The following is a 26,537-nucleotide window of genomic DNA, read 5'->3' as shown; positions in this document are numbered from 1 at the left end:
CATCAATCGGGCAGGTGAGAATGACCATACAAATCGGACCCATCACGCTCGCCGGACCGGTGATCCTGGCGCCCATGTCGGGTGTCTCCGACCTGCCGTTCCGCCGTCTGGTGAAGCGCGCGGGCTGCGGCCTCGTCGTGTCGGAAATGATCGCCAGCCAGGCGATGATCCGCGAGAACCGCCAGACCCTGCGCATGGTGGAGACCGAACCGGAAGAATTTCCGATGGCGGTCCAGCTCGCCGGCTGCGAGCCGGAGGTGATGGCGGAGGCGGCGAAGCTGAACGAGGATCGCGGCGCCGCCGTCGTCGACATCAATTTCGGCTGCCCGGTGAAGAAGGTGGTCAACGGCCATGCCGGCTCCTCCCTGATGCGGGACGAGGCGTTGGCCGGCCGCATCCTGGAGGCGGTGGTGAAGGCCGTCAGCATTCCGGTGACGCTGAAGATGCGGCTGGGCTGGGACGAGACCAACCGCAACGCGCCGAACCTCGCCCGCATCGCCGAGCAGTGCGGGATCAAAATGGTGACGGTCCATGGCCGCACCCGCATGCAGTTCTACACCGGCACCGCCGACTGGACCGCCGTCCGTCCTGTAAAGGAGGCAGTGTCGATCCCGGTGGTGGTCAACGGCGACATCACCGGTTTCGAGGCGGTGGACCGCGCGCTCGCCGAATCCGGCGCCGACGGCGTGATGATCGGGCGCGGCAGCTATGGCCGGCCCTGGTTCCCGTCCCAGGTCATGCATTACCTGCGCACCGGCGAGAGGTTGCCCGACCCGCCGCTGCACGAGCAGATGGACACGCTGCTGGAGCATTTCGACAGCATGCTGAGCCATTACGGCACCGACGGCGGCATCAAGGTCGCCCGCAAGCATGTCTCCTGGTATTCGACCGGCCTGCGCGAGTCCAACGAGTTCCGCCAGGAGGTCAACCGGCTGGGCGACCCCGACGCGGTGCGCGACCGCATCCGTGCCTTCTATGAACCGGCAATCGAAAGGATGGCCGCCTGATGGATCCCGTTCCGATGACCGCCCCGGGCCAGCGTGGCCGCAACCGGTCGGGTGCCTCGCGGGCGCCCCGGCTGGAGTCCCTGGTGGTGCTGAACAGCCTGCCCGATCCGGTGCTGGTGGTGGACGGCAACGGCGACATCCGCTTCGTCAATCTGGAGGGGCAGGAGTTCTTCGACCTGTCCGCCAACGCCATGGAAGGCATGCCGCTGCCCGACCTGCTGCCGCCCGACAGCCCGGTGATGGGCCTGATCGCGCAGGTGCGCCGCGGCAGCCGCCGGGTGTCGCAGGACGGCGTCATCATCGACACCCCGCGCATCGGCCCGCACCATGTCACGGTGCAGGTGGCGGCCATGGGCGACCCGCCCGACCATGTGGTGCTGACCATCCACGAGCGGTCGCTGGCCCGCAAGATTGACCATTCGCTGACCCACCGCCATGCCGCGCGCTCCGTCACGGCCATGGCGGCGATGCTCGCGCATGAGGTGAAGAACCCGCTGTCGGGCATCCGCGGCGCCGCCCAGCTGCTGGAAGAGAACGCCAGCGACCAGGACCGGGTGCTGACCCGCCTGATCTGCGACGAGGCCGACCGCATTGTTGCGCTGGTCAACCGGATGGAGGTGTTTTCCGACGAACGGCCGCTGGAACGCGCCGCGGTGAACATCCACACGGTGCTGGAACATGTGCGCAAGGTCGCCCAGAGCGGGTTTGCCCGAAAAATACGCTTTGTCGAGCGTTACGACCCGTCGCTGCCTCCTGTTTACGGCAATCGCGACCAACTTGTGCAGGTTTTCCTGAATCTGGTGAAAAATGCGGCAGAGGCTGCCCCGGAAACAGGCGGCGAGATCACCCTGACCACCTCCTATCAGCATGGCGTGCGCATGGCGCTGCCGGGCGGCGACGTGCGCCGGCACCTGCCCTTGCTGGTGACGGTGCAGGATAATGGCGACGGCATTCCGGAAGACCTGCAGTCCAACCTGTTCGATCCCTTCGTGACCAGCAAAGTGAACGGCACTGGCCTTGGTCTTGCATTGGTGGCGAAACTCATAGGCGACCATGGCGGAACCATCGAGTTCGACAGCCAGCCTCGCCGGACCGTCTTCAAGGTGTCGCTGCCGATGTACGATGATTCGAAATACGACGACCCGAAACTTTCCGGAGAGTCGAAGATTTCAGACGCTGGCTTGCAGTCCAAGGGCGGCCGGGGGACTCGTTGATGAGCGCGGCGACCATTCTCGTCGCGGATGACGATCGCGCCATCCGCACCGTCCTGACGCAGGCCCTCGCCCGGCTGGGGCACGAGGTCCGCACCACCGGCAACGCCGCCACGCTGTGGCGCTGGGTGGCGGACGGGCAGGGCGATCTGGTCATCACCGACGTGGTGATGCCGGACGAAAACGGCCTGGACCTGATCCCGCGCATCAAGAAGCTGCGGCCCGAACTGCGTGTCATCGTCATGAGCGCGCAGAACACGCTGATCACCGCGGTGAAGGCGGCGGAACGCGGCGCCTTCGAATATCTGCCCAAGCCCTTCGACCTGAAGGAGCTGGTGTCGGTCGTCGAACGGGCGCTGAACGCCAACAACCCGCCGGCCGCCATGCCCGGTGGCGACCTGGAGGGCGAGGAGCAGCTGCCGCTGATCGGCCGCTCTCCCGCCATGCAGGAAATCTACCGGGTGCTGGCCCGCCTGATGGGCACCGACCTGACGGTGATGATCACCGGCGAGTCCGGCACCGGCAAGGAGCTGGTCGCCCGCGCGCTGCATGATTACGGCAAGCGGCGCAACGGCGCCTTCGTCGCCATCAACATGGCGGCCATCCCGCGCGAGCTGATCGAGTCCGAGCTGTTCGGCCACGAGAAGGGTGCCTTCACCGGCGCCACCAACCGGTCGACCGGCCGGTTCGAACAGGCGCAGGGCGGCACCCTGTTCCTCGACGAGATCGGCGACATGCCGCTGGAAGCGCAGACCCGCCTGCTGCGCGTGCTGCAGGAGGGCGAGTACACCACGGTCGGCGGCCGCACCGCGATCAAGACCGACGTGCGCATCATCGCGGCGACCCACCGCGACCTGCGTACCCTGATCCGCCAGGGCCTGTTCCGCGAGGATCTGTTCTACCGCCTGTGCGTGGTGCCGATCCGTCTGCCGCCGCTGCGCGAGCGGACGGAGGACATTCCGCTGCTGGTCCGCCATTTCCTCAATCTCGGCATCAGCCAGGGACTTCCGGCCAAGAGCATCGATCAGGCGGCGATGGACCGGCTGAAGCGCTACCGCTGGCCCGGCAACGTCCGCGAGCTGGAGAATCTGGTCCGCCGTCTGGCCGCCCTCTATTCGCAGGAGGTCATCGGGCTGGACGTGGTCGAGGCGGAGCTTGCCGACGCCACCCCGGCCGCCCAGCCGGTGGAAGAGCCGCAGAGCGAGGGCCTGTCCTCGGCGGTCGAACGCCACCTGAAGGACTATTTCGCCGCACACAAGGACGGCATGCCGTCGAACGGCCTGTACGACCGGGTGCTGCGTGAGATCGAACGGCCGCTGATTTCCCTCAGCCTGTCGGCGACCCGCGGCAACCAGATCAAGGCGGCCCAGCTGCTGGGTCTGAACCGCAACACCCTGCGCAAGAAGATCCGCGACCTGGACATCCAGGTGATGCGAGGCATCAAATAGGCTGTTGCCGACCGGCCGATTGACGTCCCGACGCCGCCGCAACCGACCCGTGCCAAAATTGTGACACAGCGTCGGTGCGGACGGCGCCGGACGTAAGACCAGCAACCACCCGATGGCGCGCCGCGCCGGCTGGCCCAAGCGGTCCTGTCCGAAAGGCAGATCCATTGCGGCTTGGCAGGGCCGCAACAGAGGTGTATCTTTCCGGCAACAGATCAGCGCCGGACGATGCCACCCAATTCCGACACCGCAGCAGCCGGCCAGAGGCCGGTCTGGCAGAAGATTCTCCACTGGTCCAGGCGGGTCGGCCTGGGCAAGCGGTTGGCTTTTGCCTTGTCGCTGGCCGCCCTGGCCGCCGGCTTCGCCACCTATGCGGCGATGACGGAAAGCGCGCCGTTCGGGCAGGCCAACCCGCGCACCGTCACGCTTCTGCTGACGCTTGACCTTGCGATCCTGCTGACATTGGGCGTGCTGATCGCGCGGCGGATCGTCGCAATCCTGATCGGGCGGCGGCGCGGGCTGGCGGGATCGCGGCTGCACACCCGGCTGGTTCTGGTGTTCAGCGTGCTGGCGGTGGCGCCGGCCATCATCATGACCGTCTTCTCCACCCTGTTCTTCTATGTCGGGGTGCAGAGCTGGTTCAGCGACCGCGTGCGCACGGCGGTGAACGAATCCCTGGTGGTCGCCAGCGCCTATCTGCACGAGCACCAGCAGAACATCCGCGCCGACGCCCTGGCGATGGCCAACGACCTGTCGCAGGAGGCGCGGCTTTCCAGCGATCCCGAGCGGTTCGAGCAGGTCGTCGCCACCCAGGCGATGCTGCGCGCCCTGTCGGAGGCCATCGTCTTCAACGGCACCACGGGCGCGATCATCGCGCGGGCCGGCTATACCTTCACGCTTGAATTCGAACCGATCCCGGAAGACAAGATCCAGCAGGCCCGCAACGGCGAGGTCGCGCTGATCGTTAAGGAATCCGACGACCGCGTCCGCGCCCTGGTCAGCCTGGACCGGGTGTCCGATACCTTCCTCTATGTCGGTCGCATGGTGGAACCGCGGGTGCTCCAGCACATGGCCTCGGCCGAGGGGGCGGTGAAGGAATACACGGCGCTGGAGAACCAGCGCGGCAGCCTGCAGATCACCTTCACCCTGATCTTCCTGGTGGTGGCAATGCTGCTGCTGCTGGCGGCGGTGTGGGCCGGGCTGAATTTCGCCACCCGGCTGGTCCGCCCGATCAGCGCGCTGATCGGCGCCGCCGAGCGGGTGCGCGCCGGCGACCTGACCGTTCGCGTCTCCGAACCGCCGGGTGAGGACGAGTTCGTGCTGCTGTCCCGCGCCTTCAACCGCATGACCACGGAGATCGAGGGGCAGCGCCGGGAGCTGCTGTCGACCAACCGGCTGCTGGACGAGCGGCGGCGCTTCACCGAGACGGTGCTGTCCGGCGTGTCGGCCGGCGTGCTGGGCGTCGATGCCGACGGAGTCATCAACCTGCCGAACCTGTCCGCCGCCCGCCTGCTGGGCGAGGAGGATCCGGAGCGTCTGGTCGGCATGCCGCTGGTCGAACTGCTGCCGGACATCGTCGACCTGCTGGAGAATGCGCCGAAGAAGCCGGGCCGCGTCGTGCAGGACCAGATCCAGATCCGCCGTCCGGGCAAGCCGACGTTGACCCTGCTGGTCCGCATCGCCGCGGAAGTGCGCGGCGGCGAGGTGCGCGGCTATGTCGTCACCTTCGACGACATCACCGAACTGGTGTCGGCGCAGCGCAAGGCGGCCTGGGCCGACGTGGCGCGCCGCATCGCGCACGAGATCAAGAATCCGTTGACGCCGATCCAGCTGTCGGCCGAACGGCTGCGCCGCAAATACCTGAAGGAGATCTCCAGCGATACGGAGGTCTTCACCATGTGCACCGACACCATCGTCCGGCAGGTCGACGACATCCGCCGCATGGTGGACGAGTTCTCCGCCTTCGCGCGGATGCCGCAGCCGGTGATGAAGCCGGTCAACATCAACGATCTGGTGCGGCAGGCGGTGTTCCTGCAATCCAGCGCCCACACCGGCAGGATCCGCTTCGACACCCGGCTGCCCTCGGGGCCGCTGACGGTGGCGTGCGACAGCCGGCAGATCTCCCAGGCGCTGACCAACCTGCTGCAGAACGCGGCGGACGCCATCGAGGGGCGCACGCCGCCCGCCGACGGGTCGGAGCTGCCGCCCGGCGAGGTGGCGATCGCGGTGGAGGACGACGACGAGAAGATCGTCGTCACCGTCGAGGACAACGGCAAGGGCCTGCCCGGCGGCGAACAGCGCGACCGGCTGACCGAACCCTATGTGACGACGCGGGCCAAGGGCACCGGGCTGGGGCTCGCCATCGTCAAGAAGATCATGGAGGACCATGGCGGCGTGCTGACCCTGGAGGACCGCGAGGGCGGGGCCGGGGCGCGCGTGACCCTGGTCATTCCACACCCGGTTGCGGTCGCGAACGACGCGGGCGGCCGTGACGACAGGCCGGCGGAGACCGGCGGAGAGATGAGGCACGAAGCCCATGGCGCATGACATTCTGATCGTCGACGACGAAGCCGATATCCGGATGCTGATAGCCGGCATCCTGAACGACGAAGGCATCAAGACCCGCGAGGCCGCCGACGCCGATCAGGCCTTCGCGCAAGTGGCGGCGCGCCGGCCGAGCCTCGTCGTGCTCGACATCTGGCTGCAGGGCAGCAGGCTGGACGGCCTGCAGATCCTGGAACAGCTGATGCGGGACCATGGCAATCTGCCGGTCATCATGATCTCCGGCCACGGCAACATCGAGACCGCGGTGCAGGCGATCAAGGTCGGCGCCTACGACTTCATCGAGAAGCCGTTCAAGGCCGACCGGCTGCTGCTGATGGTGGATCGCGCCATCGAGGCGGCGCGGCTGAAGCGCGAGAACCAGGAGCTGAAGCTGCGCGCCGGTGGCGACGTCGAGCTGATCGGCCGCTCCTCGGCGGTCAATCAGGTTCGCCAGTCCATCGACAAGGTGGCGCCGACCGGCAGCCGCGTGCTGATCTCCGGCCCGCCCGGCGCCGGCAAGGAAGTGGTCGCCCGCCTGATCCATGCCCGCTCGCGCCGTGCCAGCGGCCCGTTCGTCGGGCTGAACTGCGCCACCATGCGGCCGGAGCGGCTGGAGATGGAGCTGTTCGGCACCGAGGCCGGCGTCGACGGCCCCGGACGCAAGATCGGCACCTTCGAGCAGGCCCATGGCGGCACGCTGCTGCTGGACGAGGTCGCCGATATGCCGCTGGAAACCCAGGGCAAGATCGTCCGCGCCTTGCAGGAGCAGGTGTTCGAGCGCGTCGGCGGCGGCCAGCGGGTCGAGGTGGACGTGCGCGTGATCGCCACCTCCAACCGCGACCTGCAGGCGGAGATCGAGCAGGGGCGTTTCCGCCAGGACCTGTTCTACCGCCTGTCGGTGGTGCCGATCCGCGTGCCGTCGCTGGCCGAGCGGCGGGAGGATATCCCGGTGCTGGCCCGCCATTTCATGCAGCGCTCCGCCGAGGCGTCCGGCCTGCCGGTCCGCGAGTTCGGCGAGGACGCGATGGCGGCGCTCCAGGCCTATGACTGGCCGGGCAACGTGCGCCAGCTGCGCAACGTGGTGGACTGGCTGCTGATCATGGCGCAGGGCGACGCGAAGGAGCCGATCCGCGCCGACACCCTGCCGCCGGAGATCGGTGCCATCACCCCGACCGTCCTGAAATGGGACAAGGGCGGCGAGATCATGGGCCTGCCGCTGCGCGAGGCGCGCGAGGTGTTCGAGCGCGAATATCTGCTGGCCCAGGTCACCCGCTTCGGCGGCAACATCTCCCGCACCGCGTCCTTCGTCGGCATGGAGCGCTCCGCCCTTCACCGCAAGCTGAAGTCGCTGGGCGTCCATGGCAGCGAGAAGGGGAAGATGTTCATCGAGTGACCGGCCGCTTGCACGAGGGCGCCAAACTGGTCATATAGGAATGACCAGTTTGGCGGAGGCTTCCATGGGATTGCCGGTGGTGACGGTCAGCGTGACCGAGTTCAAGGCGAAATGCCTGTCGCTGTTCGACGACCTGGAGGATCATCGCGTCGCCAAGATCGTGGTGACCCGCCATGGCCGCCCGGTTGCCGAACTGAACCCGCCGGATCGCGAATTGCCGCCGCTATTCGGCGCCCATCCCGGTTCCGTCGAGGTGATCGGCGATTATGACCTGACCCAGCCGACCTTCGACGACGAGGTCTTCGACGCTGAAAGCGGGATCCTTCACCGGTGACCGTCGAATGATCCTTCTCGACACCCACGCAATCCTATGGCTTGACACAGGAGTCGAGCTTTCTGCCGATGCACGCGAGCGCATAGAGCAGGAAAGGTCGACCGGCGGCATCCTGATCTCGACTGTTTCGGCTTGGGAAATCGGCACGTTGGTGCGCAAAGGCCGGATTCGGCTGGATCTGGAGCCGTCGGCCTGGATGCAGCGTTTCCTGGCCGCGGCCGGGTTGCGCTGCCTGCCTCTGTCGCTCGACGCGGCGCTGGGTGCGTCGAACCTGCCGGAACCGCTGCATAACGATCCGGCCGACCGGATGCTGATCGCCACCGCCCGCCAACTCGGCGTTCCTCTCATGACCCGGGACCGGCTGATCCATGAGTATGCAGCCACATCGGGGACCATTAGGGTGCACTCCTGCTGACCCGCGCCCGCCTCTTCTGACTTTACCGGAGCACCCCTTGTCCGTCCCCATCACCCTGCCGCGCGCCGTCATCTATGACTGGGACAACACCCTGGTCAGCAACTGGGACACCGTGCGCGCGGCGCTGAACCATGCGCTGGTGTCCTTCGGTCTCGATCCCTGGAGTGCGGAGGAGGCGCGGGAGCGGATCAAGGCGTCGCTGCGCGACAGCTTTCCCCGCATCTTCGGCGAGCGCTGGACCGAGGCGCGCGATCTCTTCTATGCCTATTTCGCCGCCCATCATCTGGACGGGCTGAAGCCGCTGCCGGGCGCGGAGACGCTGCTGCGCCATTTCCACGAGCGTGGCGTCTATCAGGCCGTGGTCTCCAACAAGAACGGCAGGTTCCTGCGGGCGGAGGCCGATGCGCTGGATTGGACCCGCTATTTCGGCAGGCTGGTCGGCGCTCAGGATGCAGAGTTCGACAAGCCGCACATCGCCCCGGTGCGGATGGCGCTGGAGCCGGCGGGGATCGCACCCGGCGCAGATGTCTGGTTTCTCGGAGATGCCGACATCGACATGGAATGCGCCCATGGCGCCGGACTCGTTCCGGTGCTAATAGGGCTGGGCGAGGGGAGCGGCTTCGACCGTTTTCCGCCCGCCCATCGCCACACCGACTGTACGGCGCTGCACGGCGTCCTGTATGGCTTGGTGGACGGCAATGGTGATACCATATCCCTGCAAACGGCTGTCGAGACGGTACCAGCGCGCACCATACCTGCACCGTGAAACGGGGAGCGGACCACCTGAAGGGGTCCCAAGAACATTGAAGAAGGGGGCATGAAAAATGTCTGAAAAAAGCCAAAACGTGCAGGACGTGTTTCTCAATCACGTCCGAAAGAACAAGACTCCCGTAACCGTCTTTCTCGTGAACGGCGTGAAACTCCAGGGCATTATTACTTGGTTCGACAACTTCTCGGTACTTCTGCGGCGCGACGCGCATTCCCAGCTCGTCTACAAGCACGCAATCTCGACGGTCATGCCGGCCCATCCCATTCAACTTTTCGAGCCGCCCAAGGAAGGTGAAAGCGTCTGATCCCTTGACCAATGGTAACGGCGCGGCCCCTGAAGGCGCCGCGCGGGCCATCGTGGTCCACCCTGTCCTCCGCATCGAGGCGGACGGGGACATGCGCCCTCCCGAATCGCGGCTCGAGGAGGCGGTCGGTCTTGCCCAGGCCATTCAGCTGGACGTCGTCCATGCCGAATGCGCCAAGGTTAACCGGCCGCAGCCATCGACCCTGCTCGGCTCCGGCACGGTGGAGCAGCTGGCACAGGTGGTGGAGGAGACCGAGGCGACCCTCGTCGTCCTCGACCATGCCCTGTCGCCGGTCCAGCAGCGCAACCTGGAACGGGCGCTGAAGGCGAAGGTCATCGACCGCACCGGCCTGATCCTGGAGATCTTCGGCGCCCGCGCCCGGACGCGGGAAGGCATGCTGCAGGTCGAACTGGCCTCCCTGACCTATCAGAAATCCCGGCTGGTCCGGTCCTGGACCCACCTGGAGCGGCAGCGCGGCGGCTTCGGCTTCCTCGGCGGCCCCGGTGAATCCCAGCTCGAGCTTGACCGGCGCCTGATCGGCGACCGGATCATCAAGATCAAGAAGGAGCTGGAGGAGGTACGGCGAACCCGCGGCCTGCACCGAAAGGCGCGCGCCAAGGTGCCGTACCCGGTGGTGGCGCTGGTCGGCTACACCAACGCCGGCAAATCGACGCTGTTCAACCGGCTGGCGAACGCCGACGTCTTCGCCCAGAATCTGCTGTTCGCCACGCTCGATCCCACCATGCGGCAGGTGACGCTGCCGTCGGGGCGCAAGGTGATCCTGTCGGACACGGTCGGCTTCATCTCCGACCTGCCGCACGGCCTCGTCGCCGCCTTCCGCGCCACGCTGGAGGAGGTGGATGCCGCCGACATCATCCTGCATGTCCGCGACATCGCCCACATCGACAGCGAGGCCCAGAAGGCCGACGTCCATGAAGTGTTGTCCGACATGGGCATCGACCCGGAGACGGACGACCGGGTGATCGAGGTGCTGAACAAGATCGACGCTCTGGACGAGGACAGCCGCGCGGCGGTCCTGACCCAGACCGGGCGCAATCCGCGCGCGGTGGCGGTCTCCGCCCTGTCGGGGGAGGGGATCGACGACCTCGATCGCCTGCTCGACCAGCGGATGAACGTCAATCGACGGGTCGTCGACCTGTCGGTGGAACTGGGCGACGGGGCGGCGCTCGCTTGGCTCTATGCCAGGAGCGAGGTTCTGGACCGGCGCGACGACGAGGAGCATGCGCATCTGCAGGTCTCCATAGACCCCGTCGATCTCGCGCGGTTCGAGAAGCGGTTCCAGCCGGCCGAGCAGGTTCAGCCGCAACCGTAAGCGGCGTCGGCCTGTACCTTTGGCCGAAGGAATGGGGTGCGACCCAGGGTCTATGACCTGTTGCACCCCACTCCGGTCTTAAGACGAATGCGGCGTGGTTATTTCCCCGTTGGGGTCCGATTATGGGAACGGAGCGGTGCGCTCCCCCATCAGGAGGACTGCCAATGCGGTTGCAAACCGATCCGTCGTGCTTTTCGATCACGGCTTTCCTCGCCGATCAGGTCGCTCTCGTCGCCCGTCAGGAGAAGCTGCCGCCGGGTGCCGCCCTGCTGCGGTTGCAGGAGCTTTCGCGCACGCCGGAAGGCCGTGCGACCTTGATGCGCCTGATCGAATCCGCGGCCCGGCGGGAGCCGAATGCCGAAGAGGCCGCAAAGATCGAAGCGATCTGTCGTGAGCTGGCTGCCTGGGGCTATGGCGGTTTCACCGGTGGAACCCGCCACGACCCCCATCACGACCACCGCGTCGCGGCCTGACGGTGATTTGACACATGCTTGAGGGATGACTGCGCAGGCGATGGCGGGCCATAATGGGTCGTTCGCCATCGCCGCGGTCCCGTCGTGCTCCGTTTCCCATTCCGTACTGTCCTGATGTGCGCGGGCCGCCTGATCCCGGCATTGCCGCTGCTTTTGGCATTCGATCAAGCCGTGGCGGCCGATGCGGTGCGTTACGGAATACCGCTGCCGCCCGGCTATGTCGAGGAACCGGCGGTGCCGCCCGAGGATCCGCTTCCCCCCCCGCCGAAACCCCTTCCGCTGGCACCCGACCAACCAGTCGTCGTTGCGCCGGACGCTGCGGAGCTGTTGAAGGATTGCAAGCAGCAGGCCTTCACCGACTGCTTCCGCCTGTGGCAACCGCCGCCGCCACCCCCTCCGGAGCCGGAGAAGGAAACCGCGGGCCCCCCGCCGCCGCCGCCGGATCCCAAGGCGCCGCGTGAGCCGGCACAGGGTGGTCCGGTGCCGCCACCGCCGCCCGATCCCGCCAAGGAGGCCGCTGCCGCTGCAGCCGACCGCGCCACCTTCGATGCGCTGTCGAAGGCGCTGAAGGAGAGCGGGCTGGACGGCAGGGTTCTGCTGACCGACCCGAAGGGCGGCGATCCCGTGTTGAAGCTGGACAGCGTGCCCGCCAACCAGCCGGCGGCGAAGCGCTGAACCGCCATCCCCCTCAAGCCATCAGGAACCTTCCGACCATGACGGGTTTTCCGCTTCCCGACATCGACCGAGTTTCCGACCTGATCCGCTCCGTCGCACGGACGGAGATCATGCCGTATTTCCAAAAGCTCGACGCATCGGGCATCCGGCAGAAGACCGGCCCGACCGACCTCGTCACCCTGGCGGACGAGGCGGCGGAGCGGGCCTTGACCCCGGCGCTGTCGGCCCTGCTGCCGGGCAGCCGCGTCATCGGCGAGGAGGCGGCGTCGGAGGACGAGCGCGTGCTCGACCGCATCCATGGCGACGATCCGGTCTGGATCATCGATCCTGTGGACGGCACCATCAATTTCGCCCAGGGCCGGCCGATGTTCGCGGTGATTGTGGCGCTCGCCTGGAAGGGCGAAACGGTCGCCGGCTGGATCCATGATCCGGTCGACGGGCGGATGGCGACGGCGGTGAAGGGGCAAGGCGCCCGGCTGAACGGCAGCCGCGTCCATGTCGCGCCGGCCGTGCCGCTGCCGCAGATGGTCGGCGCGCTGTCGACGCGCTTCTGCGCCGAGGAATTGGGGCGGCAGTTGGAGGAGCGCAGCGCCGGGCTGGGCGAGCGTGTCTGCCTGTCGAGCGCCGCGCAGGAGTATCTGCGGCTGCTGGAGGGGCGGGCGCATTACTCGCTCTATCACCGGCTGATGCCGTGGGACCATGCGGCCGGTGTGCTGATGCATGCGGAGGCCGGCGGCTATTCGGCGCTGATCGACGGCACGCCCTATCGGCCGGGGCTGCTCAACGGCAGCATCCTGTTGGCGCCCGACCGCGAAAACTGGCAGGCGCTGCAGGGGCAGTTGTTTGGGTGAGTGTGGGAGGGGGGAGTGTTTTGCCCCCTCCCTAACCCTCCCCCGCTTTGCGGGAGAGGGAACTCCGCCTATCCTTTGCAGAGCGTCAGGCTGACAAGCATTCGATCCCCTCTCCCTCGAAGAGGGGGAGGGATAGGGAGGGGGGCATCCGCCGCACACCCCTCCCCGCACCCCTCAATGCGTCAGCAGCACCGGCAGGGTCAGCCCTTCCAGCACGGTGCGGGTGGCGCCGCCCAGCACCAGCTCGCGCAGTCGGGAGTGGCCATAGGCGCCCATCACCAGCAGATCTGCGCCCTGGTCGCCGCAGCAGGACAGGATCATGTCGCCGACCTCACCACCGGACGCGATGACCGACTGCGGGCGGGCGGCGATGCCGTGGCGGTGCAGCCAGTCGACCAGATCGGCGGCATCGTTGGTGTGCTGGCCCGGCGGTTCGACCGACAGGACGGTGACGGAATCCGCCGCTTCCAGGAAGGGCATGGCGGCGCGGACGGCGCGGGCCGATTCGGGGCTGTTCTTCCAGGCGACCAGCACATGGCGGCCGATCGGCGCGGTCGCCGGCTGCTTCGGCGGCAGGACCAACACCGGAGTGGGGGTCTCCAGAGGCAGGCGGTCGGGAATATGGTGCAGCGACACCCGTTCGCCTGCACGCACCGCGGCCGACTGAACCACCACAACCAGATCGGCGTAGGAGGCGCGCTCTGCCAGCAGATCGACGTGGTCGCCCTCCTCCAGCGTCCAGTCGAAGGACAGGCCGTCGAGCGCCTGACGCACCTCCCGCTCGATGCGCTCGGCATTCTCGTGGGCGATGGCGGTGGCTTCCGCCATGTAGCCGTAGGAGGCGGCGCGGCCGGTGGCGCCCGCCGGCATCGACACCGGGGTGGCGATGTAGAGCGCCTGGATGTGGGCGGAGAAGCGCTTGGCCAGGGCGGCGGCCACCGCCAGACGGCTGGCGTGGGCGTCGTCGTTGGCCATGTGCAGCAGGATGGTCTTGATCGGCATGCCCTCGCGTCTCCCAATCTTATGCGTCGGCCCGCCATCGGCGCGGAGTGTCGGCCGGCGGAGCGCTTTCTCTTCAGATAACGCTCCGCCGCGACAAATGGCAATGACTGCAAGCAGATGGGGTTACTTGACCACCACCGCATAGTGGTCGAGCGGCGCCACCGCCTTGATCAGGCCGCGCGCCTTCAGGAACTCGGCAAAGCGGGTGTAGCGTTCGCCATCCAGGGCGGCCGGGCTGTGGGAGAATCGCGGCAGCGTGTCGGCCCAGGCGCGGCGGTTCAGTTCGTCGTTCAGCTCCGGGCGGCCCTTGACGAAGGCGGCCTGCGATTCCTCCGGATGGTTCAGGATGTAGAGCGTCGCGCGCTCCACCGCCGCCAGGAAGCGCTTGAAGCGCGGGTCGTTCGCCTTGTCCTTGCGGGCGACCAGGATCAGCTCGTCATAGGGCGGCACCCCTTCCTCCTCCGGGTAGAAGGCACGGCCGGGATGATTTTCGATCGCCATCTGGTTCAGCTCGAAGTTGCGGAAGGCGCCTATCACGGCATCGACCTGCCCCGACAGCAGCGACGGCGAGAGCGAGAAGTTGACGTTCACCAGCTCGACGTCCTTCAGGCTCAGCCCCTCCTTCTCCAGCATGGCGCCGAGGAGAGCATCCTCGAAACCGGCGATGGAATAGCCGACCTTGCGGCCCTTCAGGTCCTTCAGCGTCTTCACCGGCCCGTCGCGCAGCACGACGACGGAGTTCAGCGGCGTCGACACCAGCGTGCCGATGCGGACCAGCGGCAGCCCTTCGTCCACCTGCAGGATCAACTGCGGCTGGTAGGAGACGGCGATGTCGGTGCCGCCGGCGGCGACCAGCTTCGGCGGATCGTTGGGGTCGGCCGGGGCGGTCAGCGTCACGTCCAGCCCGGCATCCTTGAAGAAGCCCTTCTCCTGCGCCACCACCAGCGGGGCATGGTCGGGGTTGACGAACCAGTCCAGCATCACGGACAGCTTGTCCTGGGCCAGGGCCGGAAGCGAGGTCATCAGGCTGGCAGCCATCAGGCCGGCGCCAATTATTTGTTTGATTGGCAGGTGCTTCATCGGGAAACTTTCCCCCTTCAAGGGCAGGTGAATTAAGGGTTGGCGTCTTCTGCAGGTTGGGTATCGGGTTGCCAGGGCAGGGCGCGGCGGGCCAGCGCATCGACGGCGGCGTACAGCGTCACCGCGAACAGCCCCAGCACCAGCACGGCGGCGAACAGAAGGTCGATCTGCATGCGGGCGTTGGCATGCAGCATCAGGTAGCCGAGGCCGGAGGACGACCCCACCCATTCGCCGATCACCGCGCCGATGGGCGCCACCGCGGCGGCGACGCGCACGCCGGACCAGAAGGCGGGCAGGGCGGCCGGCAGGCGGATGCTCCACAGGATGGCGGCGGGCGAGGCGCCCATGGTGCGGGCAAGGTCGAGCCAGCCGGGATCGGTGCGCCGCAGCCCGTCGAACAGCGCGGTCGTCACCGGGAAATAGATGACCAGCACCGCCATGGCGATCTTGGAGGCCATGCCGTAGCCCAGCCACAGGACCAGCAGCGGCGCCAGGGCGAAGACCGGGATCGCCTGACTGACCAGAAGCAGTGGCATCAGCCAGCGCCGCGCGGTGCGGAAGCGCGCCAGCAGCAACGCGCTGACCCCGCCCAGCGCCACGCCGGCGACCAGCCCGATCAGGATCTCCGACAGGGTCGTCAGGCCATGGGCCAGCAGCAGGGGTGCCTGCCGCTGCATGGCATCGGCCACCGCCAGCGGGCTGGGCAGCAGGTAGCGCGGCAGGCCGGTGGCCCAGACCAGCGCCTGCCAGCCGGCGACCAGCACCAGCAGCGTGACCAGGGCGCGCAGCAGCGCCTTCATTCCGCCAGCCTCCGCAGCAACTCGGCCTGATGGGCCAGCAGGCTGGGATCGTCGACGCGGCGCGGCACCGGGCCGGACGGCTCTAGCGCCGGCCCCATCACGGCGGGACGGCCGGTCATCACATGCAGGCGGTCGCCGATGCGTAGCGCCTCCAGCGGGTCGTGGGTGACCATCAGGACGGTGCGGCCGGCTAAGGTTTCCGCCGCGGTCTCCTGCAAGCGCAGCCGGGTGATGGCGTCGAGCGCGGAGAAGGGCTCGTCCATCAGGACCAGCGGCTTGTCCTCCATCAGCGTGCGCGCCAATGCGACGCGCTGCCGCTGTCCGCCGGACAGGGCGGCCGGACGATCGCGCTCCCGCCCCGCCAGACCGACGCGGTCCAGCAATGCGCGGGCCTGCTCCACCCGCGCCGGGCCGGGCCGGCGGTGGCGCAGCCGGTCGCCCAGGAGGACATTGTCGAGGACGGTCAGCCAGGGCAGCAGCAGGTCCTGCTGCGCCATGTAGGCGATGCGGCCGGCCAGCGGTTGGCCATCGCCGGTGACGACCTGCGTCGGCGGTTCCGGCTCGGCCAGACCGGCGAGGATGCGCAGCAGGGTGGTCTTGCCGACGCCGCTCGGTCCCAGCAGGCAGGTGGTGCGGCCGGCCGGCAGATCCAGCGTCAGGTCGGAGAACAGCAGCGTGCCGCCATAGGTCAGCCGGGCGCGCAAGATCGTCACCGAAAGCGGCGTCATGGCTAGCATATCGGTCTGGCGGAGAAGGAGAGGGGGCGGTCCCGCATCACTGATCCCTACGCCGGCATGAACCGGATCAGGTTCCAGGGGTCGTCCCGCAACAGGACCTCTCAGCCGCCCATCGGCTCCCCCCAGTGAAGGCGGCGACTATAGGCGCGGACGATCCGTGACCGCAAGCATTGCCGGATCGGACTTCCGGCACTTGGAATACGGCCGGGGGAAGCCGGCCAGCGGAAGCCCGGCCTTGGAAGCGGGCGCTTGACCGGCGCGTGGCCGCGCCTAGTTTCTGGCGGGCATCATGGAGTGTCCGCCCTGACCACGCCCTTCCGTACCCCGCTGTTCATCGGCGGCGAGATCTATCGCGGCTCGACCTATGGGCCGAAACATCCGCTGGCGATCCCGCGCGTTTCGACCGTCATCGACCTCAGCCGCGCCATGGGCTGGCTGCCGGACGAGGTCTATCTGGACACCCATGTGGCGAGCGAACGGGAACTGGCGCGCTTCCACACCGCCGACTATATCGCGGCGCTGAAACGGGCGGAAGCCGAACAGCGGGTCGATGAGGCCACCGCGGCCCGCCACAATCTCGGCAAGCTGGAGAACCCGGTCTTCGCCGAGATGTACCGGCGGCCGGCCCACAGCAGCGGGTCGGCGTTGCAGGCAGCCCGGATCCTGGGCGACCGGCCGGCCGGGCTGGTCTATGCCCCGGCGGCGGGAACGCACCATGCGCGGCGCGACCGGGCCAGCGGATTCTGCTATTTCAACGCGCCGGTGCTGGGCATTCTGGAACTGCTGGACCATGGGCTGGAGCGGGTGCTCTACGTCGATCTCGACGCCCACCATGGCGACGGGGTGGAGGAGGCCTTCGCCGACGACGACCGGGTTCTGACGATCTCCATCCATGAGGACGGCCGCTGGCCCTACACCGGCAAGGCGGAGGACCGCGCCGGCGGGATGGCCCGCAACCTGCCGGTGCCGCCGGGTTTCAATGACAGCGAGATGGAGCATGTGATGGAGGAGGCGGTGCTGCCGCTGGCCCGCGCCTTCCGTCCGCAGGCGATGGTGATCCAGACCGGCGCCGACGCGCTGGCCGAGGATCCGCTGAGCCGGCTTGAGCTGTCCAACCGCGCGCTGTGGGACGCCGTGGCGGCGCTGCTGTCGCTGGCGCCGCGGGTGCTGGTGGTGGGCGGAGGCGGCTATAACCCCTGGTCGGTCGGTCGCTGCTGGGCCGGGATCTGGGCGGTGATGAACGGCATCGACCCGGCGATCAGGCCGACGGCGGAGGCGGAGGCGGTGCTGCGCGCCCTGACCTGGAGCCGCGCCGCCGGACGCAATCCGCCGGAGCACTGGTTCACCACGCTGGGCGACGAACGCCGGCCGGGACCGGTGCGCGACGCGGTGAAGCGGGTGGCGGAGATGGCGCTGTCCTGAACCGCAACGAATCTGAACCGTAGCGAATCGTTTCATTTTGGTCGAATTTCGAACCAAGCCGTGACGATTCGTTGACGGAACCGGATTGTTCGGTGATCCTCATTCCACTGCGCCGGTGCAGCTTCCTAAGGCTTGGGCAGGAGAACGGGCGGGCGGATGTCGAACACGACGCTGTTCCTGATCGCCATCGTCATCATCATGCTGGCCGCCGTCCCGGTCGCCATGATGCTGAAGGATTTCCTGCCGAACATCATGGAAAAGAGCAGCGGTCTGGAGCAGATCGAGAACCGCGTCTATGTGCTGCATGCGGAAGCGCAGGAGCTGCAGAACCGCGTCAACCAGCTGGTCCAGCGCCGCAACAGCCAATCCTCCGACCGCAACCGGCTGGAAAGCGACATCCGCAAGGCGGAGAAGCAGATCCGCGAACTGGCCGAGCAGCCGCCGCTGTTCGTGCACGAGGTCGGCGACCCGCAAGCCGGCCTGATGAAATTCGTCGCCACCGTCACACAGGAGAAGGCGTCCGCTGCCGCAAGGGCCGCCGGCGACCGCGGGCCGGTGAACCCGATCTGGCGCTGTGCCAATGTGGCGGAGGTCTGGGCCTCCAGCTTCGACGAGGCGAAACAGATGTGCGACGTCGCCTTCCCCTTCAAGCTGGGGTTCCAGAAGTCCTTCATGCGGGGCGATGCGAAGAGCGGCGGCAAGGGCGGCGTGCCGGTGCCGCCCGCCACCGCCCGCGCCAAGGCCGGTGCCGCCTCATGATGATCAACTTCATCATCGTCCTGGCGATCGTCGCCATCGGCGCATGGCTCGGCAATGTGCTGATGACCGTGGAACAGCGGGTGTCGCAGGCGCGCCAGCGCGTCCGTGGCGTGCGCAACAGGCAGGACAAGCTGGAGTCCACCATCCATCGCCTGCACCGCGAAGAGGAGAACCTTCATGGCGAGATCGAGGAGCTGACGCGGGAGATCGTGGAACTGCGCAAGAAGCAGGTCGAGGTGCAGCAGCGCCTGACCGAAGCGCAGTCGAAGCGCCGTCCCCAAATCCTGATCCTGACCGACCGGCGCAATCCCGGCGACAAGGAATGGCTGGTGACCGTGGTGAACCAGCAGATCGGCGAGATCGACGCCACCCACCCGCTGGCGGTCGAATGGGCGCGCGGGCGCAATTATCTGGTGTGGGCCGAATCCGACCGCGAGGCGGCCGAGCGCGCCAATCGCCGGTTCAGCGCGCGCCCAGGCTATCAGGTGCGGTCGGTGGCGGCGGTCAAGGAAGACCTCTACAGCTCCAGCGCCGCCCGCAGCGCGGCGTAGATATGGAAAAGCCCTTCTCCCCAGCGCGGGGAAGAAGGGCTTTCGACAACCAGCCTTACAGGTCTCAGCGCGCCTTGGCGGTGGCCGGGGTCTGGCGGAAGGCGTCGTGCAGGTAGGGCGACAGCGCCTGACGCATGTTGCGCAGCCATTCATGGATGATGATCAGCGAGCGGGAGGCGACCGGCGGGGTCATGCCCAGCTTCACCAGATCCTCGCGGGTCATCGTCGCCACCTGATCCAGGCGGTGGCCGGTCAGCCGCGCCCAGGCCGGGGCGGTGCAGGGCTGCATGGAGATGACCTGCAGGCCCTCGCGCTCCACCATCTCCGCCTTGCGGCGGGCATACTGGCTGTCCTCCAACTGCGAGAAGGGGCCGGAAAAGCCGTTTTCGACCAGCACGCGCTTGGCCTTCGGGGCGATGGTCGCCACCCGCTCCAGCGTCGACATGCCGGTGGAGAGGGAGGCGAGGTCGACGGTCACCGGAACCATGAAGGTCAGCCGTTCGCCGTCGCCGACGTAATAGTCGAAGCCCGAAACCTCGGCCCAGTTGAAGAACCACTGCGAGATGTTGCCGCCGAAATCGTACAGACGGCCGCCGCGCTGCAGTTCCGGACCGATCAGATCCCAGAACTCGTAGAAGCCGTCGCCCGACCCCATCATGTTCATGAAGTCCTGGGTGATACGGCGATGTTCGACCACGTCCGGGCCGAACAGGCGGGCGAGACGCTCGTTCACCTCGTACTCGACGACCTTCAGCTGCAGGCCTTCCAGCATGGCGGTCGCCATCAGGTGATGGGACAGCAGCGTCTTGCCGACGCCGCCGCGGTCATTGAGGACGAAGATCGTGCCCAGCATGCGATCGCCTTTCCAGTATGCGTTCGTTGATTCGTCTTGGGTCGTCGTGGGAGGCGCAGGCGGGGACGCCGGCGAACCGGTGTCCCGCACAGCCGCCGCGGGGGTCTGGATGGAGGCCGGTTGTGGTTCCGGCTTGGAGGCCATTCTGTCGGAAGCGCCGCCCTGCGGGATGCTGTCGTCGGCGCCGCTTTCCTCCGCCGGCCCCTCGTCAGCAACGTCGTCGGCATCCGGCATGACCGGGGCGAGCAGGTTCTTCGGAGCGGGGGACGCGGGGTCGGACTCGGACTCGTCCGTCTGCAGCGTCGGTGCGACGGGATCGGGTTCCGGCTCTTCGACTGCCGACTCATCCTCCGTCACGGCATCCGCTGCGGCGTCCTGGAAGGCTTCCTCGACCGTCTGCGCCGCCGGCTCCGGTTCGGGAACCGGCGCCCGATCCACGGATTCCGCGCCGGAGTCGGCGTCTTCTTCCTCCTCCGGGTCGTTCAAGCCGGCGGACAGCGCCGCTTCGTGGACGGCGGCCAGCGTTTCCGGCGGCATGGCGGTGCCGCCGGCATGGTCGTCGGCCGCCTCGCCGCGCCCCTCGTTCCCGACAAGGAAAAAGGCGGAGCGCAGGGTGACCGGCGAAATCGGCTGATTGTCGCGGGCGGTCACGCCCAGCTTCGCCAGCAGATCCGAGATCTCGGCCCAGGACAGGCCGCGTTCGCGCATCAGTCCGATGTCGGCGTAGCTCTCGCGCACCGCCTGCATGGCGCTGCGGTTGCCTGCCGGGCGATCGGCAAGGAGCCGTTCAAGTTCCGAGCGGTCGATCGACACCGTATGGGATTCCGGCAAGATGAAATGGCGGCGGGGAGGCGCCTGGATGTTGGATCGCAAGGAATCCATTCCCCTGGGGCCGAAAAAATAGTACAAGCGGCCATCACGCGCAAACGGTTTCCAAACGACATCAACGGCGCTAAACATCGTTGCCCGATCAGGGGCCGGCCGTGACTGCTGCAACTTCGCCGACGGTCCGGCAGTTCGCGCCGTCATGTCGGCTTTTGGAACCGGCGTCGGTTGCGCGGGTTGCCATAAGGGGGCACCGTCGCATCATGCCGGCCGGGCGCCTTCATCGGGCTGGGCTTGGAACCGGGGTAAGGCCAAGATGCCTCACGATTTTGGTTCGTCACGGGACCGGCGGTCCTCGCCACTCCTGGGAGCGGGGATCGGCTTCCACGAATTGCGGCAGGCGTGCGAAATCTCCGCCCTGCGCGAGGATTTGGAGCGGCTGGCCCACGAGGCCGGCGCCCTGCGCGATGGCGTGGAACAGGCGGTCGAGACCGTGCGCGACCGTTTCGCCGCGCTGAGCGCGGAGGAAATGGCCGACCCCATGGTGCTGGCCCCGCTGCTGCAACTGGCGATAACCACCCTGCTGGACATTCGCGAGCAGGCGCGGCAGCTCAACACCCAAACCGGACCGTTGTCGGATGACGAACGTCCATCCTGGCTGGGGGCCGCCGACGCACCGCGCCTGCGACAGCCGGCCGCAGCGGTTTGGGACGACCCTGCCGTTCATCGACCAGATGGTGGCGGTATGGGCAACGACATGGGTGACGACGAGGAGATGGAGGCCGACCTGGCCCCGGTTCCGCTCGATGCACCACCGCCGCGCCCGAGCAGCCCGCCGGCCCGCACCGGGCAGCCGGCGCTGGCTGCACCACGCCTGCCGGAACCCCGCCCACCCGCACCGGCCGCGGAGCCGTTCCTAACTGCACCGGCGGGTAGCCGACCGCCGTCGAGGCCCTACGTCCCTGTGGCAGAGGGGTCGAAGTCCGAAGTTCCCGCGTCGGAGGGACACGCATCCTGGCTGGCCGGTGAACCCGCGGCGCCATCGCCGCCGTCGCGTGCCGCGACAGTGCGTGCGGGCGGTGGCGGGCAGCGCACGACGGGCGGTATCGACTGGCTCGGACCGGCGGGGCGCTGACCCCTTTCGATCACCAAAGACTCGTCGGCCGGGCTGCGACTCGGATTGACGACTCTCGTGCGAACCCTGGCGCAAAAGGTCAGGACCTGAACGATTGAGCTTGCAAATTCGGGCTGGTTCTAGTACAAACGGCGTATCGGTAAACGAAAATTTACCAAAATTCGCCGCATACTGCGCAACACTGGGAAAACGCCCGAGGTCGGTCGCATGCTCAGGATCGACTCCATTGCCAAGCAGAACATGCCACAGCGCGTCCGTTCGCCCGGGCAACCGCTCCGCGTTCTGGTGCTTGAACATGACGACGCCGTTTCCGACGCACTGTCCATCCTGGTCGCGGACCTGGGCCACACCGTCTGCGGAATCGCGCGGACGGAGAATGAAGCGGCGGAGCTGGCGGGGCGTGAGCGGCCGGATCTGGCGTTGACCGATGTGCGGTTCGGCGGCGGGGACGGCATCGCCACTGCACGGCGGCTGAACCTGGATTACGGCCTGCGATCCATCTACCTGTCGGGGCACAGCGACCACGGCACCATGGCCCGCATCACCGAGACCTATCCGCTCGGCGTCGTGCACAAGCCGTTTTCCCATGCCCAGTTGAAGATCGCCCTGGATCTGGCCGCCCGCCGTCTTCGTTGACTGCCGTCCGCCTGCGGCGATCGTGTCCGAGCCGGTAGGAATCCCGCGCTACAGCGAAGGAATCGGTTTCCCGGCGCCTGCCGCTCTGCTATATTTGTTCATGGAGTGTTCTGGTGCGGAACGGCTGGGCGAGTGCGCCGGTCCGGGCATCGCCGGGGCATGTCCGACGGCGGTTGACCGGCGTCGGTCCATCGTGCTTCGTTGCGCGGGACCGGGGGGATGGTCGCCATTGAACAGCCGGCCCTGCGAATGGGAACCCTCGGCATCTGGATGCCTCCGCCGGGCATCCTGACGGGTCGGCATGGATGCTGGGACACTCGCGCTTAGGAGCAACGAGCGATGAATGTTTGGACGTTTACGGGACGCCTGGGCGCGGACGGCGAATTGCGCACGACCCAGAGCGGCGAGAAGGTGCTGGGCTTCCGCGTCGCCAACGATGTCGGTTTCGGCGATCGCAAGACGACCCAGTGGGTCGATTGCTCGATCTGGGGCCGCCGCGCCGAGTCGCTCGCTCCGCACCTGACCAAGGGTAAGAGCGTCGTGGTGTCGGGCGAGGTGACCCTGCGCGAGTATGAGAAGCGCGACGGCACCCGCGGCGCCGGCCTGTCGGTCCGCGTTGCCGAGATCGACTTCACCGGCGGCGCCCGTGAAGAAGGCGGCAGCTTCGGCGGCGGTGGCGGCGGCTACGAATCGCGTGGCGGCGGAAGCGGTGGCGGCAGCGGCGGCGGCTATGGCGGTGGCGGCGGCAACTACGGTGGCGGCTCATCGGGCGGCGGCCGCAGCGGCGGTGGCGCTCCGCCCCGTCACGAGGACCTCGACGACGAAATCCCATTCTGAGGCGGCACGCCGCAGCGGTAGGAGCCATCGGCCGGATGCCCGTCATCCGGCCGATTTCTTTTTGACGCCCTTCAATCCGCGAGCATCGCCCGCAAGCGCGGCGCCATGTGGTCGAGGAAGGCGCGGACACGGCGGGGGGCGCGGTCGCGGCCGGTATAGACGGCGTGGATTTCCTCGGTGTCGACGAGTGCGTCGTCCAATACCGCCACCAGTCGGCCCTCGCGCAGATCGGTGCGGACGTGGTAATCGGCCAGCCGAGCCAGCCCCAGGCCGAGCAGTGCCATGTGGCGCACGGTCTCGCCATTGTTCGCCAGGATACGGGTGGGCACCTCGCGGTCGACCAGACGCCCACCGGATTTCAGCGGCCAGACCGCGGCGGCGCGGCGGAAATTGAATCCCAGGCAGTCATGCGCCTCCAGATCAGCGGCGGTCATCGGCACGCCCTTGCGTTCCAGATAAGCCGGTGAAGCGACGATCCGGCGGCGGACGACACCCAGCCGCTGGGCCAGCAGTGCCGAATCGCTCAACGGTCCGGCGCGGAAGGCGACATCGACACGGGCGGCATAGAGGTCCACCACCTCATCCGTCATCGTCATGTCCAGCGTGATGCCGGGATGGTCGCGCAGGAAGTCCGGCAGCAGCGGCAGCAGACAATGCTGGCCGAAGGGGACGGAGGCGTTGACGCGGATCAGACCGGTCGGCGCCCGAGCCCCGCCGGCGATTTCGGCATCGAGCGCGTCCATCTCCCCAAGCAGCGCCTCCGCACGTTCGCGGTAGAGGTCCCCCTCGGCCGTCAGCCGCAGCTTGCGGGTGGAGCGTTCGACCAAGCGTACGCCCAGCCGCTCTTCCAGCCTGCCGATCAGCTTCGCCGTGGACGACGGCGTCATCCCGACGTCGCGGCCGGCGGCGCTGAAGCTGCCGCGGGCGGCAACCCGCAGGAACACCCGCATTTCCCAGGCGCGTGGATCGCTCATGCCGGCATCTCCGCTCTCACCTTGTCGCTGAATGACAAAATCATGGGAACTGCGTGGGCATTCCCGTTCCCGACCTTATGGCGCACATCGTCTCTCCAGCACAGTCCTTCTTGGAACGAGGAGTTTTGAAATGCCTCTCGCACTGCTGGCGCTGGCGATCAGCGCCTATGCGATCGGGACGACGGAGTTCGTCGTCGTCGGATTGCTGCCCACCGTGGCGAATGATCTGGATGTCAGCCTGCCGCTGGCCGGCATGGTGGTCAGCGTCTATGCGCTGGGCGTCACCTTCGGGGCGCCGGTGCTGACCGCGCTGACCGGCCGGGTGCCGCGCAAGCCGCTGCTGCTCGGCCTGATGGGTGTGTTCGTCGCCGGCAACCTGCTGGCCGGCGTCAGCCCGAATTACGAGACGCTGCTGGTGGCACGGGTGCTGAGCGCCTTCGCCCATGGCGTCTTCTTCTCGGTCGGGTCGACCATCGCCGCCGATCTGGTGCCGGAGGACAAGCGTGCCTCCGCCATCGCCATGATGTTCTCCGGGCTGACCATCGCCATCGTCACCGGCGTGCCGCTGGGAACCTGGATCGGCCAGACCTTCGGCTGGCGCGCCACCTTCCTGGCGGTTTCTGCGTTGGGCGTCGTCGGCGGGGTGGGTGTTGCGGCGCTGGTTCCGGCACGACTCAGCCAGCCGCCGGCCGCCGGTCTGGCGGTGCAGGTCGGTGTGCTGGCGAAGCCGCGCCTGCTGCTGGCCTTCGCGATCACGGCGCTGGGCTATGGCGGCACCTTCGTCGCCTTCACCTTCCTGGCGCCGATCCTGGAGACGATCACCGGATTCTCCAACTCCACCGTCAGCCTCGTGCTGGTGCTGTATGGTGCCGCCATCGCGGTCGGCAACCTCGTCGGCGGCAAGCTCGCCAACCGCAGGCCGGTGCGGGCGCTGGCCTGGCTGTTCGCCCTGCAGGCGCTGGTTCTGATCGTCTTCACCTTCACCGCGGATGCCAAGATCCCGGCGCTGGTCACGCTGGCCGGCATGGGGGCGCTGGCTTTCGCCAATGTTCCAGGGCTTCAGCTCTATGTCGTCCAACTGGCGCAGCGCCATGCGCCGGGGGCAGTGGATGTGGCGTCGGCGCTGAACATCGCCGCATTCAACCTGGGCATCGCGGCGGGCGCCTTCTTCGGCGGGCAGGTGGTGTCCTCCCCGCTCGGCCTCGGCGCCACGCCCTGGGTCGGTGGCCTGTTCGTGCTGGGTGGTCTGGTCCTGACGCTGGCGAGCGGTGCGCTCGACCGGCGGGAGCAGGCCGTTCCGGCGGCTTGTTAAACCGCATCAACCTCCAGCGTCAGCGTGTCGAGCAGGAAGCTGCCGTCGTCGGTGATGTCGAAATGGCTGCGGACCTCGGCCGACGCGATGCACTGGAGAGAGCGGATGGCTTGGGCATGGAGGTCCGGCGTGCGGGTGCGGGCGGTCCAGACCGCAAACTCCATGCGCAGGCGACGCGGGGTCAGCGACCGGACGGCGAAGCCGGCCCGAGCCAGGGCCGCCATCCACTCCGCCGCCGTATAGTTGCGGACGTGGGAGGGATCGCGCAGCACCTCCACCACCTGCAGATGGGTGTCCAGCACGGCGGCGGCCGGCGCGACGCAGTCGATGAAGATCGCGGTTCCACCGGGCGCCAGCACACGCCGCGCCTCCCGCAGGCCGGCCTCGAAATCGCGCCAATGGTGGGCAGTGAAGCGGCAGAGCACCAGGTCGAAGCAGCCGTCGTCGAAGGGCAGCCGTTCGGCCGGCGCCTGCCGGGTGGCGATGTTGGTCAGGCCGCGCTCCGCCGCGGTGCGGGTGACCGCCTCCAGCATCTCAGGAGTCAGGTCGACGGCCACGACCTCCGCCACATGGGGGGCCGCGCGGTAGCTGACATGGCCGCCGCCGCAGCCCAGGTCCAGCACCCGAGCAGCGGAGCGGCCGCGCAGAGCCTCCTCGATCTGGTCCAGGTCGGCGCCGGCGGCATGGACGGCGCTGGAGACATAGGCGTCGGCGCGCGGGCCGTAATTCTCGGCAACGACGCCATGGTGGTTTTGGGTCATGGGTGGCTTCCTTGTGACGGGGTGGCTGATGGGGCAAGCGTCGCGCCGATGTCAACCGGGTACAAGGCGGGTGGTTATCCTAGTATAAACACTGCCACC

The 26,537-nt window shown here is 67.7% G+C and carries 27 protein-coding genes and 1 riboswitch; of the genes, 20 read left to right on the top strand and 7 right to left on the bottom strand.

Annotated elements, in window-relative coordinates:
• The first annotated feature begins 20 nt into the window (after nucleotides 1-20).
• From dusB to PWS46_RS06465, 13 genes are all read left to right on the top strand, one after another.
• Complete coding sequence (gene dusB, locus PWS46_RS06525; RefSeq protein ID WP_434619650.1) at nucleotides 21-1,007, top strand: tRNA dihydrouridine synthase DusB; 987 nt, start codon at nucleotides 21-23, stop codon at nucleotides 1,005-1,007.
• The gene (locus PWS46_RS06520; RefSeq protein WP_434619647.1) at nucleotides 1,007-2,221 is read left to right on the top strand and encodes a two-component system sensor histidine kinase NtrB; all 1,215 of its coding nucleotides are present in this window, start codon (nucleotides 1,007-1,009) and stop codon (nucleotides 2,219-2,221) included. Before dusB ends, PWS46_RS06520 begins: the two co-directional genes overlap by 1 nt.
• On the top strand, nucleotides 2,221-3,666 hold the full coding sequence (gene ntrC, locus PWS46_RS06515) for a nitrogen regulation protein NR(I) (RefSeq protein WP_434619644.1): 1,446 nt from the start codon (nucleotides 2,221-2,223) through the stop codon (nucleotides 3,664-3,666). The genes PWS46_RS06520 and ntrC overlap by 1 nt, the downstream gene beginning before the upstream one ends.
• A gap of 225 nt (nucleotides 3,667-3,891) precedes the next feature.
• Nucleotides 3,892-6,210, top strand: a complete 2,319-nt coding sequence (locus PWS46_RS06510; RefSeq protein WP_434619641.1) for an ATP-binding protein — start codon at nucleotides 3,892-3,894, stop codon at nucleotides 6,208-6,210.
• The gene (locus PWS46_RS06505; protein WP_149196964.1) at nucleotides 6,200-7,600 is read left to right on the top strand and encodes a sigma-54-dependent transcriptional regulator; all 1,401 of its coding nucleotides are present in this window, start codon (nucleotides 6,200-6,202) and stop codon (nucleotides 7,598-7,600) included. Before PWS46_RS06510 ends, PWS46_RS06505 begins: the two co-directional genes overlap by 11 nt.
• Before the next feature lie 40 nt (nucleotides 7,601-7,640).
• A complete protein-coding gene (locus PWS46_RS06500; protein WP_434619638.1) occupies nucleotides 7,641-7,934 on the top strand; it encodes a type II toxin-antitoxin system Phd/YefM family antitoxin in 294 nt (97 codons plus the stop codon).
• 7 nt (nucleotides 7,935-7,941) lie between these two features.
• Complete coding sequence (locus PWS46_RS06495) at nucleotides 7,942-8,349, top strand: type II toxin-antitoxin system VapC family toxin (protein WP_434619635.1); 408 nt, start codon at nucleotides 7,942-7,944, stop codon at nucleotides 8,347-8,349.
• A gap of 37 nt (nucleotides 8,350-8,386) precedes the next feature.
• Complete coding sequence (locus tag PWS46_RS06490) at nucleotides 8,387-9,115, top strand: HAD family hydrolase (protein WP_434619633.1); 729 nt, start codon at nucleotides 8,387-8,389, stop codon at nucleotides 9,113-9,115.
• 58 nt (nucleotides 9,116-9,173) lie between these two features.
• Nucleotides 9,174-9,422 carry an RNA chaperone Hfq gene (gene hfq / locus PWS46_RS06485; protein ID WP_012974114.1) on the top strand — a complete coding sequence of 83 codons (249 nt, stop codon included), beginning with the start codon at nucleotides 9,174-9,176 and terminating at the stop codon, nucleotides 9,420-9,422.
• Between the two features lie 91 nt (nucleotides 9,423-9,513).
• Nucleotides 9,514-10,755 (top strand): GTPase HflX, encoded by a 1,242-nt coding sequence (gene hflX, locus PWS46_RS06480; protein ID WP_434619629.1) that lies wholly within the window; start codon nucleotides 9,514-9,516, stop codon nucleotides 10,753-10,755.
• A gap of 164 nt (nucleotides 10,756-10,919) precedes the next feature.
• Nucleotides 10,920-11,228 carry a hypothetical protein gene (locus PWS46_RS06475; protein ID WP_434619626.1) on the top strand — a complete coding sequence of 103 codons (309 nt, stop codon included), beginning with the start codon at nucleotides 10,920-10,922 and terminating at the stop codon, nucleotides 11,226-11,228.
• Between the two features lie 153 nt (nucleotides 11,229-11,381).
• Nucleotides 11,382-11,903 carry a hypothetical protein gene (locus PWS46_RS06470; RefSeq protein ID WP_434619623.1) on the top strand — a complete coding sequence of 174 codons (522 nt, stop codon included), beginning with the start codon at nucleotides 11,382-11,384 and terminating at the stop codon, nucleotides 11,901-11,903.
• Nucleotides 11,904-11,941: 38 nt separating this feature from the next.
• Complete coding sequence (locus PWS46_RS06465) at nucleotides 11,942-12,754, top strand: inositol monophosphatase family protein (RefSeq protein ID WP_434619620.1); 813 nt, start codon at nucleotides 11,942-11,944, stop codon at nucleotides 12,752-12,754.
• A gap of 174 nt (nucleotides 12,755-12,928) precedes the next feature.
• On the opposite strand, the gene PWS46_RS06460 is transcribed toward PWS46_RS06465, so the two are convergent.
• The 4 genes from PWS46_RS06460 to PWS46_RS06445 form a co-directional block, all read right to left on the bottom strand.
• On the bottom strand, nucleotides 12,929-13,756 hold the full coding sequence (locus tag PWS46_RS06460; protein ID WP_434619617.1) for a universal stress protein: 828 nt from the start codon (nucleotides 13,754-13,756) through the stop codon (nucleotides 12,929-12,931).
• Nucleotides 13,757-13,879: 123 nt separating this feature from the next.
• The gene (locus tag PWS46_RS06455; RefSeq protein WP_434619614.1) at nucleotides 13,880-14,836 is read right to left on the bottom strand and encodes an ABC transporter substrate-binding protein; all 957 of its coding nucleotides are present in this window, start codon (nucleotides 14,834-14,836) and stop codon (nucleotides 13,880-13,882) included.
• A 32-nt stretch (nucleotides 14,837-14,868) separates the two neighbouring features.
• Nucleotides 14,869-15,636, bottom strand: coding sequence for an ABC transporter permease (locus tag PWS46_RS06450; RefSeq protein ID WP_434619611.1), 768 nt, complete (start codon nucleotides 15,634-15,636; stop codon nucleotides 14,869-14,871).
• On the bottom strand, nucleotides 15,633-16,373 hold the full coding sequence (locus PWS46_RS06445; protein ID WP_434619608.1) for an ABC transporter ATP-binding protein: 741 nt from the start codon (nucleotides 16,371-16,373) through the stop codon (nucleotides 15,633-15,635). Before PWS46_RS06445 ends, PWS46_RS06450 begins: the two co-directional genes overlap by 4 nt.
• 26 nt (nucleotides 16,374-16,399) lie before the next feature.
• Nucleotides 16,400-16,506: riboswitch (TPP riboswitch) on the bottom strand.
• Nucleotides 16,507-16,667: 161 nt separating this feature from the next.
• Between PWS46_RS06445 and PWS46_RS06440 the strand changes: the two genes are divergently transcribed.
• From PWS46_RS06440 to PWS46_RS06430, 3 genes are all read left to right on the top strand, one after another.
• Nucleotides 16,668-17,795 carry an acetoin utilization protein AcuC gene (locus tag PWS46_RS06440; protein WP_434619605.1) on the top strand — a complete coding sequence of 376 codons (1,128 nt, stop codon included), beginning with the start codon at nucleotides 16,668-16,670 and terminating at the stop codon, nucleotides 17,793-17,795.
• A gap of 156 nt (nucleotides 17,796-17,951) precedes the next feature.
• Complete coding sequence (locus PWS46_RS06435) at nucleotides 17,952-18,554, top strand: hypothetical protein (RefSeq protein WP_434619602.1); 603 nt, start codon at nucleotides 17,952-17,954, stop codon at nucleotides 18,552-18,554.
• Nucleotides 18,551-19,105, top strand: a complete 555-nt coding sequence (locus PWS46_RS06430; protein ID WP_434619599.1) for a hypothetical protein — start codon at nucleotides 18,551-18,553, stop codon at nucleotides 19,103-19,105. Before PWS46_RS06435 ends, PWS46_RS06430 begins: the two co-directional genes overlap by 4 nt.
• Nucleotides 19,106-19,169: 64 nt before the next feature.
• On the opposite strand, the gene PWS46_RS06425 is transcribed toward PWS46_RS06430, so the two are convergent.
• The gene (locus PWS46_RS06425) at nucleotides 19,170-20,771 is read right to left on the bottom strand and encodes a hypothetical protein (RefSeq protein ID WP_434619596.1); all 1,602 of its coding nucleotides are present in this window, start codon (nucleotides 20,769-20,771) and stop codon (nucleotides 19,170-19,172) included.
• 328 nt (nucleotides 20,772-21,099) lie between these two features.
• Between PWS46_RS06425 and PWS46_RS06420 the strand changes: the two genes are divergently transcribed.
• The 3 genes from PWS46_RS06420 (at nucleotide 21,100) to PWS46_RS06410 (ending at nucleotide 23,391) form a co-directional block, all read left to right on the top strand.
• Nucleotides 21,100-21,918, top strand: coding sequence for a hypothetical protein (locus tag PWS46_RS06420; protein ID WP_434619593.1), 819 nt, complete (start codon nucleotides 21,100-21,102; stop codon nucleotides 21,916-21,918).
• Between the two features lie 207 nt (nucleotides 21,919-22,125).
• Entirely contained in the window at nucleotides 22,126-22,554 is a 429-nt protein-coding gene (locus PWS46_RS06415) for a response regulator (protein WP_434619590.1), read from the top strand.
• Nucleotides 22,555-22,893: 339 nt separating this feature from the next.
• Entirely contained in the window at nucleotides 22,894-23,391 is a 498-nt protein-coding gene (locus tag PWS46_RS06410; protein WP_434619587.1) for a single-stranded DNA-binding protein, read from the top strand.
• A gap of 71 nt (nucleotides 23,392-23,462) precedes the next feature.
• Here the strand turns inward: PWS46_RS06410 and PWS46_RS06405 are convergent, their stop codons facing one another.
• A complete protein-coding gene (locus PWS46_RS06405) occupies nucleotides 23,463-24,365 on the bottom strand; it encodes a LysR substrate-binding domain-containing protein (protein ID WP_434619584.1) in 903 nt (300 codons plus the stop codon).
• Nucleotides 24,366-24,495: 130 nt separating this feature from the next.
• On the opposite strand from PWS46_RS06405, the gene PWS46_RS06400 reads away from it, so the two are divergent.
• Nucleotides 24,496-25,677, top strand: coding sequence for an MFS transporter (locus PWS46_RS06400; RefSeq protein WP_434619581.1), 1,182 nt, complete (start codon nucleotides 24,496-24,498; stop codon nucleotides 25,675-25,677).
• Here the strand turns inward: PWS46_RS06400 and PWS46_RS06395 are convergent.
• The gene (locus tag PWS46_RS06395; protein ID WP_434619578.1) at nucleotides 25,674-26,438 is read right to left on the bottom strand and encodes a class I SAM-dependent methyltransferase; all 765 of its coding nucleotides are present in this window, start codon (nucleotides 26,436-26,438) and stop codon (nucleotides 25,674-25,676) included. The two genes, PWS46_RS06400 and PWS46_RS06395, sit on opposite strands and share 4 nt — an antisense overlap.
• Between the last annotated feature and the right edge of the window lie 99 nt (nucleotides 26,439-26,537).

The sequence above is a fragment of the Azospirillum sp. B2RO_4 genome (assembly GCF_051124815.1).
In the GTDB taxonomy this organism is placed as follows: domain Bacteria; phylum Pseudomonadota; class Alphaproteobacteria; order Azospirillales; family Azospirillaceae; genus Azospirillum.
The sequence above is the reverse complement of the archived record's forward strand: the minus strand, read 5'-3'. Positions and strand labels throughout refer to the sequence as shown.

Excerpts from the sequence above, each read along its gene's own strand:
- PWS46_RS06455 (WP_434619614.1), bottom strand. The coding sequence starts at position 14,836 with ATGAAGCACCTGCCAATCAAACAAATAATTGGCGCCGGCCTGATGGCT.
- hflX (WP_434619629.1), top strand. The coding sequence starts at position 9,514 with ATGCGCCCTCCCGAATCGCGGCTCGAGGAGGCGGTCGGTCTTGCCCAG.
- ntrC (WP_434619644.1), top strand. The coding sequence starts at position 2,221 with ATGAGCGCGGCGACCATTCTCGTCGCGGATGACGATCGCGCCATCCGC.
- PWS46_RS06465 (WP_434619620.1), top strand. The coding sequence starts at position 11,942 with ATGACGGGTTTTCCGCTTCCCGACATCGACCGAGTTTCCGACCTGATC.
- PWS46_RS06495 (WP_434619635.1), top strand. The coding sequence starts at position 7,942 with ATGATCCTTCTCGACACCCACGCAATCCTATGGCTTGACACAGGAGTC.
- dusB (WP_434619650.1), top strand. The coding sequence starts at position 21 with ATGACCATACAAATCGGACCCATCACGCTCGCCGGACCGGTGATCCTG.
- PWS46_RS06460 (WP_434619617.1), bottom strand. The coding sequence starts at position 13,756 with ATGCCGATCAAGACCATCCTGCTGCACATGGCCAACGACGACGCCCAC.
- PWS46_RS06420 (WP_434619593.1), top strand. The coding sequence starts at position 21,100 with ATGCCTCACGATTTTGGTTCGTCACGGGACCGGCGGTCCTCGCCACTC.
- PWS46_RS06395 (WP_434619578.1), bottom strand. The coding sequence starts at position 26,438 with ATGACCCAAAACCACCATGGCGTCGTTGCCGAGAATTACGGCCCGCGC.
- PWS46_RS06415 (WP_434619590.1), top strand. The coding sequence starts at position 22,126 with ATGCTCAGGATCGACTCCATTGCCAAGCAGAACATGCCACAGCGCGTC.
- PWS46_RS06400 (WP_434619581.1), top strand. The coding sequence starts at position 24,496 with ATGCCTCTCGCACTGCTGGCGCTGGCGATCAGCGCCTATGCGATCGGG.
- PWS46_RS06510 (WP_434619641.1), top strand. The coding sequence starts at position 3,892 with ATGCCACCCAATTCCGACACCGCAGCAGCCGGCCAGAGGCCGGTCTGG.
- PWS46_RS06505 (WP_149196964.1), top strand. The coding sequence starts at position 6,200 with ATGGCGCATGACATTCTGATCGTCGACGACGAAGCCGATATCCGGATG.
- PWS46_RS06405 (WP_434619584.1), bottom strand. The coding sequence starts at position 24,365 with ATGAGCGATCCACGCGCCTGGGAAATGCGGGTGTTCCTGCGGGTTGCC.
- PWS46_RS06475 (WP_434619626.1), top strand. The coding sequence starts at position 10,920 with ATGCGGTTGCAAACCGATCCGTCGTGCTTTTCGATCACGGCTTTCCTC.
- PWS46_RS06445 (WP_434619608.1), bottom strand. The coding sequence starts at position 16,373 with ATGCTAGCCATGACGCCGCTTTCGGTGACGATCTTGCGCGCCCGGCTG.
- hfq (WP_012974114.1), top strand. The coding sequence starts at position 9,174 with ATGTCTGAAAAAAGCCAAAACGTGCAGGACGTGTTTCTCAATCACGTC.
- PWS46_RS06450 (WP_434619611.1), bottom strand. The coding sequence starts at position 15,636 with ATGAAGGCGCTGCTGCGCGCCCTGGTCACGCTGCTGGTGCTGGTCGCC.
- PWS46_RS06435 (WP_434619602.1), top strand. The coding sequence starts at position 17,952 with ATGTCGAACACGACGCTGTTCCTGATCGCCATCGTCATCATCATGCTG.
- PWS46_RS06520 (WP_434619647.1), top strand. The coding sequence starts at position 1,007 with ATGGATCCCGTTCCGATGACCGCCCCGGGCCAGCGTGGCCGCAACCGG.
- PWS46_RS06430 (WP_434619599.1), top strand. The coding sequence starts at position 18,551 with ATGATGATCAACTTCATCATCGTCCTGGCGATCGTCGCCATCGGCGCA.
- PWS46_RS06410 (WP_434619587.1), top strand. The coding sequence starts at position 22,894 with ATGAATGTTTGGACGTTTACGGGACGCCTGGGCGCGGACGGCGAATTG.
- PWS46_RS06500 (WP_434619638.1), top strand. The coding sequence starts at position 7,641 with ATGACCAGTTTGGCGGAGGCTTCCATGGGATTGCCGGTGGTGACGGTC.